This window comes from Bacillus sp. Bvel1, assembly GCF_014872755.1.
Lineage (GTDB): Bacteria > Bacillota > Bacilli > Bacillales > Bacillaceae > Bacillus > Bacillus velezensis.
In genome coordinates this window covers 615,317-633,151 of record NZ_JAAOBZ010000007.1, presented here as the reverse complement: position 1 = coordinate 633,151, position 17,835 = coordinate 615,317, and the positions used below count along the sequence as shown (strand labels likewise).

The 17,835-nt window shown below is 46.0% G+C and carries 21 protein-coding genes and 2 pseudogenes; 19 read left to right on the top strand and 4 right to left on the bottom strand.

The annotated features are described in order from the left end of the window. Window positions 1-47: 47 nt before the first annotated feature. A complete protein-coding gene (locus HAP68_RS12405; protein WP_024085628.1) occupies window positions 48-779 on the top strand; it encodes an SGNH/GDSL hydrolase family protein in 732 nt (243 codons plus the stop codon). A gap of 74 nt (window positions 780-853) precedes the next feature. After that, on the top strand, window positions 854-988 hold the full coding sequence (locus tag HAP68_RS19645) for a hypothetical protein (protein WP_003152848.1): 135 nt from the start codon (window positions 854-856) through the stop codon (window positions 986-988). A 131-nt stretch (window positions 989-1,119) separates the two neighbouring features. On the opposite strand, the gene sda is transcribed toward HAP68_RS19645, so the two are convergent. After that, window positions 1,120-1,260 carry a sporulation histidine kinase inhibitor Sda gene (sda, locus tag HAP68_RS12400; RefSeq protein ID WP_003152850.1) on the bottom strand — a complete coding sequence of 47 codons (141 nt, stop codon included), beginning with the start codon at window positions 1,258-1,260 and terminating at the stop codon, window positions 1,120-1,122. 357 nt (window positions 1,261-1,617) lie between these two features. Here sda and HAP68_RS12395 point away from each other — a divergent pair, with 357 nt between their 5' ends. From HAP68_RS12395 to HAP68_RS12360, 8 genes are read left to right on the top strand one after another with little or no spacing between them, the layout of a single operon-like run. Beyond that, on the top strand, window positions 1,618-2,136 hold the full coding sequence (locus tag HAP68_RS12395; RefSeq protein ID WP_003152852.1) for a YqeG family HAD IIIA-type phosphatase: 519 nt from the start codon (window positions 1,618-1,620) through the stop codon (window positions 2,134-2,136). Between the two features lie 2 nt (window positions 2,137-2,138). Further along, a complete protein-coding gene (yqeH, locus tag HAP68_RS12390; protein ID WP_014305454.1) occupies window positions 2,139-3,239 on the top strand; it encodes a ribosome biogenesis GTPase YqeH in 1,101 nt (366 codons plus the stop codon). Window positions 3,240-3,258: 19 nt separating this feature from the next. After that, window positions 3,259-4,101, top strand: coding sequence for a shikimate dehydrogenase (gene aroE, locus HAP68_RS12385; RefSeq protein ID WP_003152856.1), 843 nt, complete (start codon window positions 3,259-3,261; stop codon window positions 4,099-4,101). Continuing rightward, window positions 4,095-4,385: a ribosome assembly RNA-binding protein YhbY gene (gene yhbY, locus HAP68_RS12380; protein WP_003152858.1), complete on the top strand. Its 291-nt coding sequence runs from the start codon at window positions 4,095-4,097 to the stop codon at window positions 4,383-4,385. The genes aroE and yhbY overlap by 7 nt, the downstream gene beginning before the upstream one ends. Before the next feature lie 10 nt (window positions 4,386-4,395). Further along, window positions 4,396-4,965, top strand: coding sequence for a nicotinate-nucleotide adenylyltransferase (locus HAP68_RS12375; protein ID WP_014305453.1), 570 nt, complete (start codon window positions 4,396-4,398; stop codon window positions 4,963-4,965). Next, window positions 4,955-5,515 carry a bis(5'-nucleosyl)-tetraphosphatase (symmetrical) YqeK gene (gene yqeK / locus HAP68_RS12370; RefSeq protein WP_024085627.1) on the top strand — a complete coding sequence of 187 codons (561 nt, stop codon included), beginning with the start codon at window positions 4,955-4,957 and terminating at the stop codon, window positions 5,513-5,515. Before HAP68_RS12375 ends, yqeK begins: the two co-directional genes overlap by 11 nt. 17 nt (window positions 5,516-5,532) lie before the next feature. After that, window positions 5,533-5,889: a ribosome silencing factor gene (gene rsfS / locus HAP68_RS12365; protein ID WP_003152864.1), complete on the top strand. Its 357-nt coding sequence runs from the start codon at window positions 5,533-5,535 to the stop codon at window positions 5,887-5,889. Continuing rightward, window positions 5,886-6,623 carry a class I SAM-dependent DNA methyltransferase gene (locus HAP68_RS12360; protein ID WP_024085626.1) on the top strand — a complete coding sequence of 246 codons (738 nt, stop codon included), beginning with the start codon at window positions 5,886-5,888 and terminating at the stop codon, window positions 6,621-6,623. Before rsfS ends, HAP68_RS12360 begins: the two co-directional genes overlap by 4 nt. A 68-nt stretch (window positions 6,624-6,691) precedes the next feature. Here HAP68_RS12360 and comER read toward each other — a convergent pair whose 3' ends face one another. Further along, the gene (comER, locus tag HAP68_RS12355) at window positions 6,692-7,513 is read right to left on the bottom strand and encodes a late competence protein ComER (RefSeq protein ID WP_014305449.1); all 822 of its coding nucleotides are present in this window, start codon (window positions 7,511-7,513) and stop codon (window positions 6,692-6,694) included. 58 nt (window positions 7,514-7,571) lie between these two features. Here comER and HAP68_RS12350 point away from each other — a divergent pair, with 58 nt between their 5' ends. The 3 genes from HAP68_RS12350 to HAP68_RS12340 all read left to right on the top strand — a co-directional run bounded on the left by HAP68_RS12350 (window position 7,572) and on the right by HAP68_RS12340 (window position 11,174). After that, complete coding sequence (locus HAP68_RS12350) at window positions 7,572-8,186, top strand: helix-hairpin-helix domain-containing protein (protein ID WP_041482377.1); 615 nt, start codon at window positions 7,572-7,574, stop codon at window positions 8,184-8,186. Between the two features lie 66 nt (window positions 8,187-8,252). After that, entirely contained in the window at window positions 8,253-8,822 is a 570-nt protein-coding gene (locus tag HAP68_RS12345; protein WP_003152868.1) for a ComE operon protein 2, read from the top strand. After that, the gene (locus HAP68_RS12340; RefSeq protein WP_024085624.1) at window positions 8,823-11,174 is read left to right on the top strand and encodes a DNA internalization-related competence protein ComEC/Rec2; all 2,352 of its coding nucleotides are present in this window, start codon (window positions 8,823-8,825) and stop codon (window positions 11,172-11,174) included. It begins immediately after the preceding gene. Between the two features lie 18 nt (window positions 11,175-11,192). On the opposite strand, the gene HAP68_RS12335 is transcribed toward HAP68_RS12340, so the two are convergent. Then, window positions 11,193-11,327, bottom strand: coding sequence for a YqzM family protein (locus HAP68_RS12335; RefSeq protein WP_003152870.1), 135 nt, complete (start codon window positions 11,325-11,327; stop codon window positions 11,193-11,195). Between the two features lie 40 nt (window positions 11,328-11,367). Between HAP68_RS12335 and HAP68_RS12330 the strand changes: the two are divergent. Both HAP68_RS12330 and holA read left to right on the top strand, forming a co-directional pair. Beyond that, a pseudogene (locus HAP68_RS12330) lies at window positions 11,368-11,522 on the top strand (hypothetical protein). A gap of 39 nt (window positions 11,523-11,561) precedes the next feature. Next, window positions 11,562-12,603: pseudogene (gene holA / locus HAP68_RS12325) on the top strand (DNA polymerase III subunit delta). Window positions 12,604-12,619: 16 nt separating this feature from the next. Here holA and rpsT read toward each other — a convergent pair. Further along, window positions 12,620-12,886: a 30S ribosomal protein S20 gene (gene rpsT, locus HAP68_RS12320; protein ID WP_003152876.1), complete on the bottom strand. Its 267-nt coding sequence runs from the start codon at window positions 12,884-12,886 to the stop codon at window positions 12,620-12,622. A gap of 202 nt (window positions 12,887-13,088) precedes the next feature. On the opposite strand from rpsT, the gene gpr reads away from it, so the two are divergent. The 4 genes from gpr (at window position 13,089) to lepA (ending at window position 17,779) form a co-directional block, all read left to right on the top strand. Continuing rightward, complete coding sequence (gpr, locus tag HAP68_RS12315; RefSeq protein ID WP_003152878.1) at window positions 13,089-14,195, top strand: GPR endopeptidase; 1,107 nt, start codon at window positions 13,089-13,091, stop codon at window positions 14,193-14,195. A 67-nt stretch (window positions 14,196-14,262) separates the two neighbouring features. Next, complete coding sequence (spoIIP, locus tag HAP68_RS12310; protein WP_024085623.1) at window positions 14,263-15,456, top strand: stage II sporulation protein P; 1,194 nt, start codon at window positions 14,263-14,265, stop codon at window positions 15,454-15,456. Between the two features lie 16 nt (window positions 15,457-15,472). Next, window positions 15,473-15,811, top strand: coding sequence for a YqxA family protein (locus HAP68_RS12305; RefSeq protein ID WP_003152882.1), 339 nt, complete (start codon window positions 15,473-15,475; stop codon window positions 15,809-15,811). 132 nt (window positions 15,812-15,943) lie between these two features. Then, on the top strand, window positions 15,944-17,779 hold the full coding sequence (gene lepA / locus HAP68_RS12300; RefSeq protein ID WP_013352938.1) for a translation elongation factor 4: 1,836 nt from the start codon (window positions 15,944-15,946) through the stop codon (window positions 17,777-17,779). The last annotated feature ends 56 nt before the right edge of the window (window positions 17,780-17,835 follow it).

Genomic DNA, 17,835 nt, shown 5'->3' with positions numbered 1-17,835 from the left:
GCCAAAGAGATGTGTACCATAGGAGGTAAGGTTTGGGGGGAGAGAAAATGAAGTTTGCTGTTCTTTTTATTACGATAACCTGTCTGTTATCAGGATGCGCTGCGGGCAAAGAGAAAAGTGTTGTCGCGTTCGGCGACAGCAATACGCGCGGTTCCAACTGGGATTATCGTGATTATCCGAAGGCGCAGCAGTGGGTAAACATTTTAAAAACAGCGGAACGCGGCCGTCTTACGGTTATAAATGCGGGAATAGGCGGCCAGACGACTGAGGATGCGCGCCTGCGCTTTCAAAGCGACGTGCTGGAGCGTAAGCCCCAATATTTATTTATCATGTTCGGAACAAATGATGCGGGCATTTTGACGGGAGATCAGCCGCGAGTATCAAAGAAACGGTTTAAAGAAAACCTGACTTATTTCATAAACGAAAGCAGAAATCACGGCATAAAGCCGATTTTAATGACGTGCATCCCGGTTATAGAAGGAAACGGAACGCATCATCTCTATTACTATTCGAGATATAAAGCCTCAGCCTTTAAAGAAAAAGGCGGCGCGAGAACATGGCATAATTCCTATAACGGCGTTACGAGGCAGGTTGCAGCTGAGTTGAAAGTGCCGCTGGTGGATAACTGGAAACACTTTATACGCGCGGACGGAGGCAAAGATACAGAACGGGCGCTGATCCAATCCGGACTGATAGATCCCTCCGGAAATCATATGACGCCAAAAGGCGCAAGAATCTTAATTGAAGGCATAAAAAATGGGCGGGTTTTGGAACGCTGACGCCGTCAGCTGCCTAAACCGTTTTGCTTCTGCTTCATAGGCTGTAGAAAAAACATCTTTTGGAGGCGATTGCTATGAACCGCGGTTTCCCTCCGCAATATCCTGTATGCCCGCCTCCTCGGGTGAATGCGGGGTACTGGTACGCATTTTTTGTTGTGCTGCTCGTCGTCATTCTCGTTCTGGGCGGTCTGTATTGGTTCAATATATAGCAGCCGTCCTCTTAAACACCTCTATTTTAGGGGTGTTTTTTGTTGAAAGTGGTAGTAATGCGCATAACCGAAGTGATATAATATCAGTCATCTGAGTAAAAAAAGGAAATTCGCCCGGGAATTTTTTCTGTTTAAGAAGAAACGGAAATAATGTGTCCGAGCGATCTTCTTTTGATTTCGTTTTCAATTAACTCGATAAATTCACGGCTCAAATTCATTTCATTGGCTTTGAAATAAGATTCTATTAGTAATTCATCAGAAAGCTTTCTCATGCCGGGGACCCAATTAATGGGAGTGGCACCTCCTTACAATTGTAATCAATCATCAGACGCAAGCATATGATGGAAGGTTGCGTTTCAATCATGGTGAGGTTATCTTTAATCTACCATGAAATACAAATAAGAACAATCGTTCTGTTATCCACACTCGTAAGTGGATAACTTGTTAGTATCTTGTTTATAATCTGGATAAATCCGGATGTAATAAGAGTGGATAATGTGTGTAATTTTATCCACAACTGGTGAAGAAACCCAATTTTTGTCGAAATTTTTTTACCGAGTCCGACTTTGTTTTTAAATCTGACAGGTTTCGACATATAGATGATAGAAAGAAAAGGAAGGGTGCGGGTTTTGTTAAAAAAGTTTTTTTTACCTGACGAATTTGTGAAAAATATATTTCATATCACACCGGAAAAGCTCAAGGAACGCAATGTGAAAGGGATTATTACAGACCTTGACAACACGCTTGTGGAGTGGGACAGACCGAGTGCGACACCTCGATTAATCGAGTGGTTTGAAGAAATGAAGGAGCACGGCATTAAAGTCACGATCGTCTCCAATAATAATGAACGAAGAGTGAAATTATTCTCGGAGCCGCTTGGCATACCGTTTATTTATAAGGCAAGAAAACCGATGGGGCGCGCCTTTAAAAGAGCTGTCAGCAGCATGGAGCTGAAAAAAGAAGACTGTGTGGTCATCGGCGATCAGCTGCTTACTGATGTTCTCGGCGGAAACAGAAACGGGTATCATACGATCCTCGTCGTGCCTGTCGCTTCCTCTGACGGAGTCATGACGCGCTTTAACCGCCGGATTGAACGGAGAATATTGAGTTCTTTGAAACGTAAAGGCCATATTCAGTGGGAGGATTAGGAATGGAAAAGGTTGTTTGCATCGGCTGCGGAGTAACGATCCAGACCGAGGATAAACAAGGTCTCGGATACGCGCCAAAGGCATCGCTCACGAAGGAGAATGTCATTTGTCAGCGCTGCTTCAGACTGAAAAATTACAATGAAATTCAAGATGTTTCATTAACGGATGATGACTTTTTAAATATCTTGCACACAATCGGCGATACTGACTCTCTAATTGTCAAAGTCGTTGATATTTTTGATTTTAACGGAAGCTGGATAAACGGGCTGAACCGCTTTGTCGGCGGTAATCCGATCATTCTTGTCGGTAATAAGGCCGATATCCTGCCGAAATCCGTAAAGCGGGAACGGCTCGTCCAATGGATGAAACGCGAAGCGAAAGAATACGGCTTAAAACCCCTTGATGTCTTTTTAATCAGCGCTTCCCGCGGACAAGGGATGAAGGAAGTCATTGACGCCATTGAACATTACCGCGAAGGGCGCGATGTGTATGTGGTGGGCTGTACCAATGTCGGCAAATCCACATTTATCAACCGGATTATTAAAGAGGTCTCAGGGGAAGAGAATATTATTACCACCTCTCAATTTCCGGGCACGACGCTTGATGCGATTGAAATCCCGCTTGATGACGGATCTGCGCTTTATGATACGCCGGGAATCATTAACCATCACCAGATGGCGCATTACGTGGACAAGCGTGACTTAAAGGTGCTGACACCGAAAAAAGAACTGAAGCCGCGCACTTTTCAGCTGAATGAAAAACAAACGCTTTATTTCGGCGGGCTTGCCCGGTTTGACTATGTATCAGGCGATAAAACGGCGTTTGTATGCTATATGCCGAATGAATTGATGATTCACAGAACAAAGCTTGAAAATGCTGATGCCTTATACGAAAAGCATGCGGGAGAACTGCTTACCCCGCCCGGAAAAGATCATTTGGATGAATTTCCGGAGCTTACGGCCCACACGTTTACGATTAAAGAAGGAAAGACGGATATCGTTTTTTCCGGACTCGGCTGGGTCACGGTGCAGCAAGCAGATAAAAAAATAACGGCATACGCTCCGAAAGGCGTACACGTATTTGTCCGCCGTTCATTAATATAGAGAGAAGGGGAGAGGGAGCATGAAACAATTGTACGGAGTAATCGGAAATCCGATCGGGCATTCAATGTCACCCGATATTCATAACGCGGCTTTGCAAGATAAGAACATCAACGGGCAGTATTTTGCGTTTCAGGTGGAACCTCATCATCTCAAGGACGCCGTTAACGGAATCAAGGCGCTTGGCATCTGCGGAGTGAACGTCACAGTCCCGCATAAAGTCGCGATCATGGAGCATCTGGATGAAATACATGAAAGCGCGAAAGTACTCGGGGCCGTAAATACCGTCAAAAGAGAGGGAGACAGGCTCATCGGGTATAATACTGACGGAGATGGGTTTTATAAATCCTTAGTCAAAGTATTGGACAAACCGATATCAGAGCTCTCCATCCTCATGATTGGGGCGGGAGGGGCGGCAAGAGCGATTTTTACGACGATCGTCCGCAGAGAGCCGAAACAATTTGACGTTTGCAACCGCACGCCGGAAAAAGCGGAAAGTCTGATTGCGGCTGCTCCCTCTTTTCAGCAGAAACGCGCCCTTACTTTAAAAGAAGCTGAAAATCAGCTTGAACAATATGACGTCATTATTCATACAACATCTGTCGGCATGTATCCGAAAACGGATGCCGTGCCGCTCTCATTGGAACGGGCCAAAACGGGCGCCATCGTTTGTGATATCGTATACAACCCGATTCAAACGGCGTTCTTAAAAGAAGCTGAAAAAAGAGGTTTAACAACCCTTGACGGTGTCGGCATGTTTGTGGAACAGGCTGCACTGTCTTTCAAGCTGTGGACGGAACAAGAGCCTGACAGCGGCTTAATGAGAGCAATTGTTGAAGGAAAACTAGGAGGAACACAATGTTAACAGGAAAACAAAAACGGTTTTTGCGTTCAAAGGCGCATCATTTAACGCCTATTTTTCAAGTGGGAAAAGGCGGAGTCAACGAAAACATGGTGAAACAGATTGCAGAGGCTTTAGAAGCAAGAGAGCTGATTAAAGTCAGCGTGCTTCAAAACTGCGAAGACGATAAAAACGATGTCGCAGAAGCGCTTGTGAAAGGCAGCCGCTCACAATTGGTGCAGACGATCGGAAATACGATCGTATTGTATAAGGAATCAAAGGAAAATAAACAAATCGAGCTTCCGTAAGGTGGTTGACATGAAGAAAATCGGAATATTCGGGGGCACATTTGACCCTCCGCACAACGGACATCTTCTGATGGCTAATGAAGTCCTTCATCAGGCGGAGCTCGATGAGATTTGGTTTATGCCCAATAAAATCCCGCCGCATAAGCAGAATGAAGACTTTACAGACAGCCGGCACCGGGTGGAGATGCTGAAGCTTGCCATCAGCTCTAATTCCTTCTTTAAGCTTGAGCTTGCGGAAATGGATCGTAAAGGCCCTTCTTATACCTATGATACCGTCCGTTTACTGAAGGAGCGGCACTCGAACGACAAGCTTTTCTTTATTATCGGGGCGGATATGATTGAATATCTGCCGAAATGGTACAAACTGGACGAACTGCTCACGCTCATTCAATTTATCGGAGTGCGGCGCCCGGGGTATCATATCGAGACCCCGTACCCGCTGCTTTTTGCCGACGTTCCGGAATTTGACGTTTCGTCAACGATGCTTAGAGAACGTCTCAAAGCAAAAAAGCCGACGCAATACTTAATGCCGGATAAAGTGAGGCAGTATATAGAGGAGAATGATTTATATGAATCGTGAGGAAGCACTTGCCTGCGTCAAAGAACAGCTGACCGAGCATCGCTACATCCACACAATCGGCGTGACAGATACGGCGGTTATTCTCGCAGGCCGGTTCGGAGCAGATCCGAAAAAAGCGGAAATGGCGGCTATTTTTCATGATTATGCGAAATTCCGGCCGAAAGAAGAAATGAAGCAGATCATCGTGCGGGAAAAAATGCCGGCTGAGCTCTTGGATTACAATGCCGAGCTGTGGCATGCCCCTGTGGGAGCGTATTTGGCTGAGAAAGAAGCGGAGATCACTGATCCCGAGATCTTGGATGCAATCCGCTATCACACGTCAGGGCGTCCCGGAATGACCCTTTTAGACAAAGTCATCTACGTTGCGGATTACATTGAACCCGGCCGCCACTTTCCCGGAGTGGAAGAGGTGCGCCGTCTGGCGGAAACAGATCTGAACGAAGCGCTCATACAAGCGATGAAAAATACAATGATATTTCTGATGAAAAAAAACCAGCCGGTCTTTCCGGAGACGTTTGCAACCTATAACTGGCTGGTGTCTCAAAAATGACAGGAGGAATATGGAAAATGAATCAAGCTTCCGTATTAAAAATCGCGGCAAAAGCATGCGACGATAAACGTGCAGAAGATATTTTAGCGCTGGACATGGAAGGAATCTCACTTGTAGCGGATTACTTTTTAATCTGCCACGGGAATTCTGATAAACAGGTTCAGGCCATTGCGCGTGAAATTAAAGATCAGGCAGAAGAAAACGGCATTGATGTCAAAAAGATGGAAGGGTTTGATGAGGCCCGCTGGGTTTTAGTTGATCTCGGCGACGTCATTGTCCACGTTTTCCATAAAGATGAAAGAAGCTACTATAATCTTGAAAAGCTATGGGGCGACGCGCCGCTCGCAGAGCTTGAACTCGGCTTGAACTCATGATTTACCAAGGCTTCGCCGGTGTATATGACGAGTTAATGTCCCATGCGCCGTATGATGAATGGGCGGGCTGGATCGAAGCGTCTCTTCCGGAAAAGGGAAGGGTGCTTGATCTTGCCTGCGGAACCGGAGAAATATCCATCAGGCTTGCTGAAAAGGGCTGCGAAGTCACGGGGATTGATTTGAGTGAAGATATGCTGAGCTGTGCCCAGCAGAAAAAAACAGGAAAGCTGATTCTTTTTCTCCAGCAGGATATGAGAGAGCTTTCCGGTTTTGAAGAACAGTTTGATGCCGTAGTCATCTGCTGTGATTCCCTAAATTACTTAAAAACGAAAAATGATGTCTTAAGCACCTTCAAAAGTGTTTTTCAAGTTTTGAAGGAGGGCGGCCTGCTTCTGTTTGACGTCCATTCCCCGTATAAAATGACGGAGCTTTTTCCGGACAGCACCCATGCGGATCAGGATGAGCAGATCAGCTATATCTGGCAAAGCTTTGCCGGCGATGAAGAGCTTTCTGTCATCCATGATATGTCCTTTTTCGTATGGAACGGACAATCTTATGACCGCTATGACGAGACGCATGAGCAAAAAACATTTTACATTGAAGAATATAAACAAATGCTTGCAGAGACCGGATTTGAATTGAAGAAAGTGACGGCTGATTTTACAGACCGGCCTCCTTCAACAGAGTCTGAACGTCTTTTCTTTACGGCAGGCAAACCAAAAACCATCGTTTAAACGGAACGATGGTTTTTAAAATGCATTTTTTGCGATTGGCGCGATAAAGCTCTTTATGGCATACTCAGTTACACGTGAAATTGCTTCTTCACTAACGATATATCTTCATCGTATTTGTCATGTGTACGCTGAAAGACACGATTGAACATATCCTGAACACCGCTTTCGAGAGCCTTCAGTCCTTCTCCGGTGACGCCGCCTTTTACGCATACTTTTTCCTGCAAGGCGGGAAGCGTGTAATGCCCCGTTTCAAGAAGCTTTCCGAGACCGACAAGCATTTCTGTCGACATAATCACGGCTTCTTCTTTGGTGATGTCCGTTTCTTCCACTGCCGCGTCAATAAAGCGCTGAACGAGATAACTCATAAAAGCGGGCCCGCAGCTGACAATGTCTGACGCCGCTCTTGTAATGCCGCTGCTGATTTCCACAGGTTTTGAAATATGAGTGAACAGCGTTTGAATATCCGCTTTTGCAGACTCGCTGCAGCTTTTGCCGAACGTAACAAGCGAGACGCCGGCCAAGGCGCGGTTCGTAATGCTCGGAATGACGCGGGCCGTCTGACACGGAACCGTATGTTCAATCTGATCCGTCTGAACGGGGCTGGTAATGGAGATTAAAATGTGATCTTTCCGTAAATGCGGTGTGAGTTTTTTCAGCAAAGGATATATATCCAGCGGTTTTACACAAATGAATATGATTTCATTATCCTGTACGAGCTTTTCCTGATCCTCGGTGACGTGGATGCCGCTGAAACGTTCTTTTAGTTTTAATGCTTTTTCGATTGTTCTGTTTGTGATGGTGATATGTGAGGGATCGGCAGCGTTTGACTCGATAAACGATTCAATCAGGATCGTTCCCATGTTTCCGGTGCCGATAAAGCCTATTTTCAATGAATTCCCCTCCTTTTTCCCTTAATCCTCTAAACCTTATGCGGGGAGGCAATGCAATATGACGAAAGCGATGATGACGGAGCGGATGCGGCGGAACCTGAAAATTCTGGGCGCTTGTCTTGCGGCAGGGGCAGTTTTTATCTGTATTTGGCTGTTTCGTTCTGAAAAGGAAGAGCCGGTCAAACAGCAGTCCGTGCTCGGTCAAACAGCCTCCGCATCCGTCGCGGACAAAAAAGACACCGCAGACGATAAGATTATGATTGATGTGAAAGGAGCGGTCCGAAATCCCGGCGTGTATGAAATGAAAGCGGGAGACAGAGTGACGCAAGCCATTGAAAAAGCCGGCGGCCTGAAGAAAAAGGCGGATGAATTGAATGTTAATTTAGCAGAGCAGCTGCAGGACGGGACGATTGTTTATATTCCGAGTGAAGGCGAAGAAGAGAATCATCCGAAAACAGCAGCGGGTGAAAAGGAAAATGCAGCTGTCAATATCAATACGGCATCTTTGGACGAACTTCAGGCGATTTCCGGGGTGGGGCAGAAAAAAGCGGAAGCCATTATCGCCTACCGAGAAGAAAACGGACGGTTTCAGACTGCTGAAGATTTGATGAAGGTATCAGGCTTTGGAGAAAAGTCATTTGAGCGGATAAAAACTTCCATTACGGTAAAGTGAATTGACGGTTCTGCTTAAATCTATGTAAACTTAGAAAAGCAACAAGACTTTTTGGAGGGAACACTTGTGGAACGAATCTCATGGAATCAATATTTTATGGCGCAAAGCCATTTGCTGGCGCTGAGAAGCACATGTCCGAGACTGTCAGTCGGGGCAACCGTAGTCAGAGATAAGCGGATGATTGCCGGCGGATACAACGGCTCAATCGCCGGCGGCGTCCATTGCGCTGATGAAGGATGCCTTTTAATAGATAATCATTGCCAGAGGACCATACATGCAGAGATGAATGCGATTCTGCAATGTTCTAAGTTCGGTGTTCCGACGGAGGGCGCCGAAATTTATGTGACACATTATCCTTGTATTCAATGCTGCAAATCAATTATCCAGGCAGGCATCAAAACGGTCTATTATGCCGAAGATTACAAAACACAGCCTTATGCAAAAGAGCTGTTCAGCCAAGCCGGAGTCAAGGTGGAGCAGGTCGAACTTGATGAAATGATCATCGATCTGAAAAACCGCGAAAAATTGTCTTTTGTCGCAGGTCTGATTCAGCAATTATCTGATGCGGGAGTTAAGGCAGATGAACTGAAAAAAATTCATGAACAGGCCAATGAGCTGTTTACCAGTTACGTATAAATGAAATATAAATACCTTCTTCTGCCTCTGGCGGCGGTTTCTGCAACTGCGGGAATTGCCGCCGCTCATGTCTTCTGGGTTCTGCTCCTTTTTCTTCTGTATCTTCTCTTTATTATGATAAAAACAAAGCAGCCTGCTCCGGTTGTTGTCTGCCTCGTTTCTTTTTGTGTTTATTTCTTTCTTTATACGGTTTGTGACGCTGCGAATGTAACGCGGTATCAGGCCGGCAGTTATACTGAACAGGCCGTCATCACTAATATTCCGAAGGTTGACGGAGCGAAAATGTCAGCCGTTATCCGTACACATGACAAGGAAAAATGGGCGGCTTCGTACAAAATCCGGTCTCTTGAGGAAAAGAGACTCATTGAACAGCTTGAACCGGGGATGCGCTGCACGTTTACAGGCTCTCTGGAACAGCCTGCACATGCGACGATTCCCGGGGGTTTTGATTATAAGGAATATCTTTACTCTCAGCAGATTCACTGGTTATTTACCGTGACTTCTATTCAGCAGTGTGAAAAATCCAAACAGCCGCTGTTTAAACTGCTGAGCATCAGAAAAAATTTGATTTCGATCATTCGGAATCACGTGCCTGAATCTTCCGCCGGAATTGTTGAAGCGCTGACCTTAGGTGAAAGATTTTCTATAGAAGACGATATACTGAGTGCATATCAAAATTTGGGAGTCGTTCATTTAATGGCGATTTCCGGAATGCATGTCGGTCTTATTACGGCGGGACTATTTTATGCTCTGATCAGAATCGGGCTGACAAGAGAAAAGGCGGGGATGTTGCTGCTGCTGTTTTTGCCGGTCTATACGCTGCTGAGCGGTGCCGCCCCATCCGTATTGCGCGCATCCATCATGCTGGGATTTTATATCGCCGGAACTCTTGTTAAACGCGGCATTCATTCCTCTGCTGCATTGTCTCTGTCTTATCTGCTGCTCCTGCTGTTTAATCCTTACCTCCTTTGGCAGGCGGGCTTCCAGCTTTCCTTTGCGGTAAGCGCCTCTTTAATTCTGTCATCCTCCATTTTAAAGAAAGCAGGGAAAAGCAGACTTGCCGGGCTTGCGATGGCTTCATTCATTGCAGAGCTCAGCTCACTTCCGTTTCTTCTCTATCATTTTCAGCAAATTTCACTTGCCAGTTTTCCGATGAATATGGTGATGGTGCCATTTTATACGTTATTTGTCATTCCGGTTTCTGTCATCGGTTTCCTTCTTCTTTTACTTTCAAGGCAGATGGGAGAATGTTTGTTTAATATGTTTGACCTTGTGATGAAGCCTGTGCATGATTTCATTACATATGCGGCATCCGTTGATTTATTTACTGTGATTGTGTTAAAGCCTGACTTTCTTTCCCTTCTTCTGCTTGCGGTTTCCGTTTTTACGCTTTTTGCGGCTTTAGAAAAGGGAGGTTTTTTAAAACTCAGGAAATCCGCTCTTTTTTTCTGCGCGGTTTTGGCTTATTTAATATGCCGTCCGTATTTCATTCCATGGGGAGAAGCGGATATGCTTGATATCGGGCAGGGAGACTCGCTGTTTATAAGCGCGCCGCACCGCAAAGGGACCGTAATGGTTGATACAGGGGGAGTGATTGCTTATCCCGGAGAATCATGGAAAGAAAAACGCCACCCGTATTCTATCGGCGAGAAGGTTTTGATTCCGTTTTTAAACGGAAAAGGGGTGAAAAAGCTGGATGCGCTGATTTTAACCCATGCGGATCAGGATCACATCGGGGAAGCCGGAGTGTTAATCAAAAATCATAGAGTCAAACGGTTAATTGTCCCCGTGGGATTCGTAAAAGAACCGAAGGATCAGAACATATTAAATATGGCGAAAGAAAACAACATTCCCGTTGCCGAAGCAAAGCGGGGCGACACCATTACAGCCGGTGATCTTCAGTTTCAGGTGCTGTCTCCGGAGTCGTCTGACGGAAAGAGTAAAAATGATTCGTCACTGGTGCTTTGGACGGTTTTAGGCGGAGTGAGCTGGCTTTTGACGGGAGATTTAGAATCGGACGGCGAAACAGAAGTGCTGAAAACGTATCCGAAACTGAAGGCTGATATATTGAAGGCGGGTCATCACGGCAGCAAAAGCTCAACGGGTGAAGCCTTTTTGAAACAGCTTCAGCCGGAAGCAGCGCTGATTTCAGCAGGAAAAGAGAATCGATACCATCATCCGCACGAAGAAGTGCTGGATCGTTTGAAGGCGTACTCTGTCAATGTGCTTCGCACCGATATCAGCGGAACGATTCAATACAGATTTGAAAAAGGCGCCGGAACGTTTTCCGTCTTCCCTCCATATGATATAGAAGAAACCAGGGCGCAAGAAGTAAAAAAGACTGCCGATTGACAGCAGCCCGGAATGCGGCTAAGAGCCGATAAGATGGATGGCTGTTGCCATCACGAACAAAAAGGCGAAAAATCCGAAGGACACGACAAAACCGACAGCTGAGTCAACAGCATCATTTCGTTTGCTTTGAACGTTTTTTTCAAAATCATTCAATTTCATCCCTCCTGACTTCCCTAAGTATACTGGAATTGTTTTGAAAAATCTAGAAGTGATGGTAACGTTTTCTGTTCTTGTGATTATCGCCTTTTTACAAGCAGACCCGGGAGCTTGTGAATCAGGCGTTTATTATAAATGAGGAAGCTGTCCTTTTTAAAGCTTCCTCTTTACTATTTGCCGAACTCAATTTAGGATAGAAGGGGATCAAGAAAGAGAGGAAGTCATACGATCATGGTATTTGATGTTTGGAAAGCCCTGAAAAAAGGGGATGTCCGCTCCGTTTATTGCTTATACGGAAAAGAAACGTATCTGCTCCAAGAGACTGTCAGCCGGATCAGACAAGCTGTCGTTGATGAGGAGACTAAAGATTTTAACCTGTCTGTTTTTGATCTTGAAGAGGATCCGCTTGACCAGGCCATAACCGATGCGGAAACGTTTCCGTTTATGGGAGAGAAGCGGCTGGTTATCGTAAAAAATCCGTCTTTTTTAACAGGGGAAAAAAAGAAAGAAAAAATAGAGCATAATACAAGCGCTTTGGAGACTTACCTGAAGGAGCCTGCGCCTTATACGGTCTTTGTGATTGTGGCTCCGTATGAAAAGCTGGACGAACGGAAAAAGCTGACGAAAGCGCTGAAGCAAAAAGCCCTTATGATTGAAGCTAAGGAGCTGAATGCAAAGGAGACGACTGATTTTACGATTAATCTGGCGAAATCCGAAAATAAAACGATGGATACAGAAGCTGCCGAGCATTTGGTTCTGCTTGCAAACGGCCATCTGTCTTCCATATATCAGGAAATACAAAAACTCTCCGCCTACACCGGTGACAGACATGAGATCACGCTTGAAGATGTCCGGGAGCTTGTCGCAAGAAGTTTGGAGCAGAATATTTTTGAGCTGATCAACAAAATCGTGAACCGAAAACGGACGGAAAGTCTTCAAATATTTTATGATCTTTTAAAACAAAACGAAGAACCGATCAAAATTATGGCGCTGATCGCCAACCAATTCCGTCTGATTATGCAGACAAAGTATTTTGCGGGACAAGGATACGGCCAAAAGCAAATCGCTTCCAACTTAAAGGTGCACCCCTTCCGGGTAAAGCTGGCGATGGATCAGGCGAGGCTATTTTCTGAAGAAGAGCTGCGGCGTATTATAGAAAGGCTCGCAGTAATGGATTATGAAATGAAAACGGGGAAAAAGGACAAGCAGCTCTTGCTGGAGCTCTTTCTCCTTGAGCTTCTCCGGACTGAATGAAAAAAACGATCCCCGTTAAAGGGATCGTTTTTGTATTATGCAGAAAGTCCGTTCACTTGTTTCGCAAGTCTAGATTTGTATCGAGCTGCGGCATTTTTGTGTACAAGACCTGTTTTCACTGCTTTATCAATGCGTTTCGCTGCTTCAGAAAGAGCAGTTTTCGCTTTATCCGCTTCGTTGTTAGCAACAGAAGCTTCAACTTGTTTGATTGCAGTACGCATAGCAGATTTGATTGTCGCGTTATGAGCGCGGCGTTCGTTGTTTGTTTTTGTACGTTTAATCGCTGATTTAATGTTTGGCATGTGTTTCACCTCCTAAGATACAACCTGTAGCACAGTGTCTTAAGGTTAAATCTTCTTCACAATAGAACAAATTGTATTCTATCAAACAGAACTTTAGATTGCAATATAAATGTAAAGTATTTTTCGTTGATGGGTAAATTCGCATGATTCGTTTTGTAAATGGCCACACTATGTACCACGATGATTGAAGGAGGTCTTTCCTGTGAAAAACAACGAACTGGATGTCAATCAATTTCTGATACGGACGGATTTAGCGGTAGAAACGAAACAGGCGGTAAAAGACGGACAAGCCGGTCAGACAAAAGAAATAAACGGGTTTATTGAAAAAGAACGCGACAAGGGCGGCATTAAAGTCAGAACCGTCGATATTACCAAAGAAGGCGCCGAGCTATCGGGGAAAAAGCAGGGACGCTATGTCACGATCGAGGCTCAAGGGGTTCGGGAACACGACTCTGACATGCAGGAAAAAGTAACGGAAGTGTTTGCCGAGGAATTTTCCGCCTATCTGTCGGCATTAAAGATTCCAAAGGATGCAAGCTGTTTGATCGTCGGTCTCGGCAACTGGAATGTGACGCCGGATGCGCTCGGCCCTCTCGTGACCGAAAACCTTCTTGTGACAAGGCATCTGTTCAGGCTTCAGCCGGAAAACGTGCAGGAAGGGTACAGGCCGGTCAGCGCGCTCGCTCCCGGCGTGATGGGATTAACGGGAATTGAAACGAGCGATATTATTCAAGGTGTGATCAAAGAATCAAAGCCGGATTTTGTGATTGCGGTAGACGCTCTTGCGGCAAGAGCCGTTGAAAGGGTGAACACGACCATCCAATTTTCTGATACGGGCATTCACCCGGGATCAGGCGTCGGCAATAAAAGAAAAGAATTAAGCAAGGAAACGCTCGGCATCCCCGTCATCGCAATCGGGGTACCGACTGTCGTTGATGCGGTTACGATCGCGAGCGATACGGTGGATTATATATTAAAGCATTTCGGCAGAGAGATGAAAGATGACAGCCCGTCAAGATCTCTGGTGCCCGCCGGAATGAACTTCGGCAAAAAGAAGGTGCTGACAGACGAAGACCTTCCCGGAGAAAAAGAACGCCAATCCTTTCTCGGTATTGTCGGCACACTGGACGAAAACGAAAAACGCCAGCTGATTCACGAAGTGCTCTCTCCGCTCGGCCATAATCTGATGGTCACACCGAAGGAGATTGACACCTTTATTGATGATATGGCGAACGTGCTTGCAAACGGGTTAAACACCGCCCTTCATGAAAAAGTGTCACAAGATAACAAAGGCTCTTATAATCATTAAAATGGTTCTACCTCCTCTAGCTTGTTCATAGAGTAATTACTAGACAAGCGCTGGAGGGATTCAAATCATGAGAAAAAAACGCAGAAACCGTCAAATTGTCGTTGCAGTAAACGGTGGAAATGCGCTCAAGGGCATGTTTTTGTTTATGACAAGCCTTATCGTTATTTTCGTATTATCGGGTGTGCTCACATCGCTTCGCCCTGAACTGAGGCTTTCTTCGGATTCTCTTCACGGAATTGCCGGAGAACTTCCGGGTGACGCGTTTGCACACCTCCTCGGTATGGAAAATCATTATTTCGCCTCAGAGCTTCCTGAAAAAGACTCTTTTCAGCTGTCCCGGCTTTCCTTAAAACTGGCGACAAGCATTAATATGGAAGACCCGCGGAGTTTCTTGGGACGTGAGCTGCCGGGATTTGCCCAATACGATACGGAGATCCTTCTGGCGGGGCAGGGGACTGATTATACGAATATGCCTGCTGAATCCCCGCCGCCGTCAAAGGTGATGGAAAAAGAAAAAGAAGTGAACCTGGCAGAAATCGAAAACAAAACGAAAAAAGAAGAAACGGCGCCGCCGAAACATTCAACAGGCAGCAAAAAAGTCGTTTTTATTTACCACACTCATAATACCGAATCCTATCTTCCTCTCTTAAAAGGGGAAACAAATCCGGATAACGCCCGCCATTCGAAGGCCAATGTCACGCTTGTCGGAGATATGTTCGGAAAAGCGCTTGAAGCGCAAGGTGTAGGAGCGACCGTAGATAAAACCGACATTCAGGCCCGCCTGAACAAAGACGGCTTAAATTATGCGCGAAGCTACGACGAATCAAGGCCGGTCGTAAAAAGCGCGCTCGCCAAAAATAAAAACCTGCAATATACCATAGACATTCACCGGGATTCCCGCCGCAAGAAAAATACGACAGCCGACATCAAAGGAAAAAGCTATGCCAGGGTCGCCATCGTCGTCGGCAAAAAAAGCGCTAATTTTGAAGAAAACTATAAACTCGCAAGTGAACTTCATAAGCTGATGGAGAAAAAATACCCAGGCTTAAGCGTCGGTGTTTTATCAAAAGGCTCTCCGGGAGATAATGGAGTGTACAACCAGGATTTAAACGACCGGTCGCTTCTGCTGGAATTCGGGGGCGTGGATAACAATCTTGAAGAACTGAGGCGCGCATCAGATGCCGCGGCCGATGTATTCAGCGAACTGTACTGGGATGCAGACAAGGTCAGCTCGCAATCAGGAGAGAAGAAAAAACAATAGAAATCAGGTGATGCAAATGATCCGTTTTACCGGCAAATGCCTGCTGATCGCTATTGTCATGTTTGTCGGCGTTTTGTTCGGCATGCAGCAGGCAAACAGCGGAATGCTTGATATGAAAGGATACAAAGATCCCTCCTTAAAAGGAGCATTCACGCTCGGCGGCGGAGAAGGACAGGAAAAAGAAGCTTCCATTTTGGGGCAAACCGTTACGGCGAAAGATCTGGAAGAAAAACAAAAACAGCTGGAACAGGCGGAAACCTTCAACCTGTTTTCAAAAGCGGGAGAAACCCTTTCAAATACCGTGACGGACTCGGCACAGGCGATGTATGAGTGGGTTTCGAAACTGAACCGTTAGCATTGATGAAGAGAAAAGCGGATGATTCCTTAAAGGAAGCTTTTCTCTTTCTTGTTTTAATTGAATGTTTACAATCCTATTGATATAATCTAAGCTAGTGTATTTTGCGTTTAATAGTAGGAGTGATAGATTGTGACAGATAAAGAAAAGCGTTTAGAGAGGCAGTCAAGAATCCGGAATTTCTCCATCATCGCCCACATAGACCACGGCAAATCGACCTTGGCGGATCGGATTTTAGAAAAAACATCGGCGATCACCCAGCGGGAAATGAAAGAACAATTGCTTGATTCAATGGACCTTGAACGCGAACGGGGAATTACCATCAAATTAAATTCCGTTCAGCTGAAATACAAAGCAAAAGACGGAGAAGAATATATATTCCATCTCATCGACACGCCCGGACACGTCGACTTTACATATGAAGTTTCGCGAAGCCTGGCTGCCTGTGAAGGCGCGATTCTCGTTGTTGATGCGGCTCAGGGAATAGAAGCGCAGACATTGGCGAACGTCTATCTGGCGCTTGATAATGATCTTGAGATTCTTCCTGTCATTAATAAAATCGATCTTCCGAGCGCAGAGCCAGAACGTGTGCGTCAAGAGGTTGAGGACGTTATCGGCCTTGACGCTTCAGATGCCGTCCTCGCTTCAGCGAAAGCGGGCATCGGCATCGAAGACATTTTAGAACAGATCGTAGAAAAAGTGCCGGCTCCCGCGGGAGATCCGGAAGCTCCGCTGAAAGCGCTCATCTTTGACTCGCTTTATGACGCGTACCGCGGAGTCGTCGCGTATATCAGAGTCGTAGAAGGAACGGTCAAACCGGGCCAGAAAATTAAAATGATGGCAACCGGAAAAGAGTTTGAAGTCATCGAAGTCGGCGTCTTCACGCCGAAAGCGCAGCCGGCTGACGAATTGACAGTCGGTGACGTAGGCTATTTGACAGCCGCAATCAAAAACGTCGGCGACACCCGTGTCGGTGATACGATCACGAGCGCGGTTAAGCCTGCGGCAGAAGCGCTTCCGGGCTACCGCAAACTCAATCCGATGGTATACTGCGGACTTTATCCGATTGACACAGCCAAATATAATGATTTGCGCGAAGCTCTGGAAAAACTTGAATTGAACGATTCATCTCTTCAATACGAGGCGGAGACGTCACAAGCCCTCGGCTTCGGTTTCCGCTGCGGCTTTTTAGGAATGCTTCACATGGAAATCATTCAAGAGCGGATTGAACGGGAATTTAAAATTGACCTTATTACGACCGCGCCGAGCGTTATTTATGACGTTTATATGACGGACGGCGAAAAGATCATCGTGGATAACCCGTCAAACATGCCTGACCCGCAGAAAATAGAGCGGGTGGAAGAACCTTATGTCAAAGCGACGATGATGGTACCGAACGATTACGTCGGAGCGGTTATGGAGCTTTGTCAGGGGAAACGGGGCAACTTTATCGATATGCAGTACTTAGACGCCAACCGGGTCAGCATTGTATATGAGATGCCTCTTGCGGAAATCGTATATGAATTTTTTGATCAGCTGAAATCCAGCACGAAAGGGTACGCCTCTTTCGATTACGAGCTGATCGGCTACAAACCGTCCAAACTCGTCAAAATGGACATTATGCTGAATGCAGAAAAAATTGATGCGCTGTCGTTTATCGTGCACCGCGATTACGCATACGAGCGCGGGAAAGTCATCGTCGAAAAATTGAAAGAATTGATCCCCCGCCAGCAATTCGAAGTGCCCGTGCAGGCAGCGATCGGACAGAAAATCGTGGCCCGCTCAACCATTAAGGCCATGCGGAAAAACGTCCTTGCAAAATGTTACGGAGGAGACATCTCGCGGAAACGGAAGCTTCTTGAAAAACAAAAAGAAGGAAAACGCCGGATGAAGCAGGTCGGCTCGGTAGAAGTGCCGCAGGAGGCGTTTATGGCCGTTCTTAAAATGGATGACAGCCCGAAAAAATAACGGAAGCCGCCGCAGTCCCGCGCTGCGGCTTCTTTCTGTAAAGAAGAAGGTGTTTC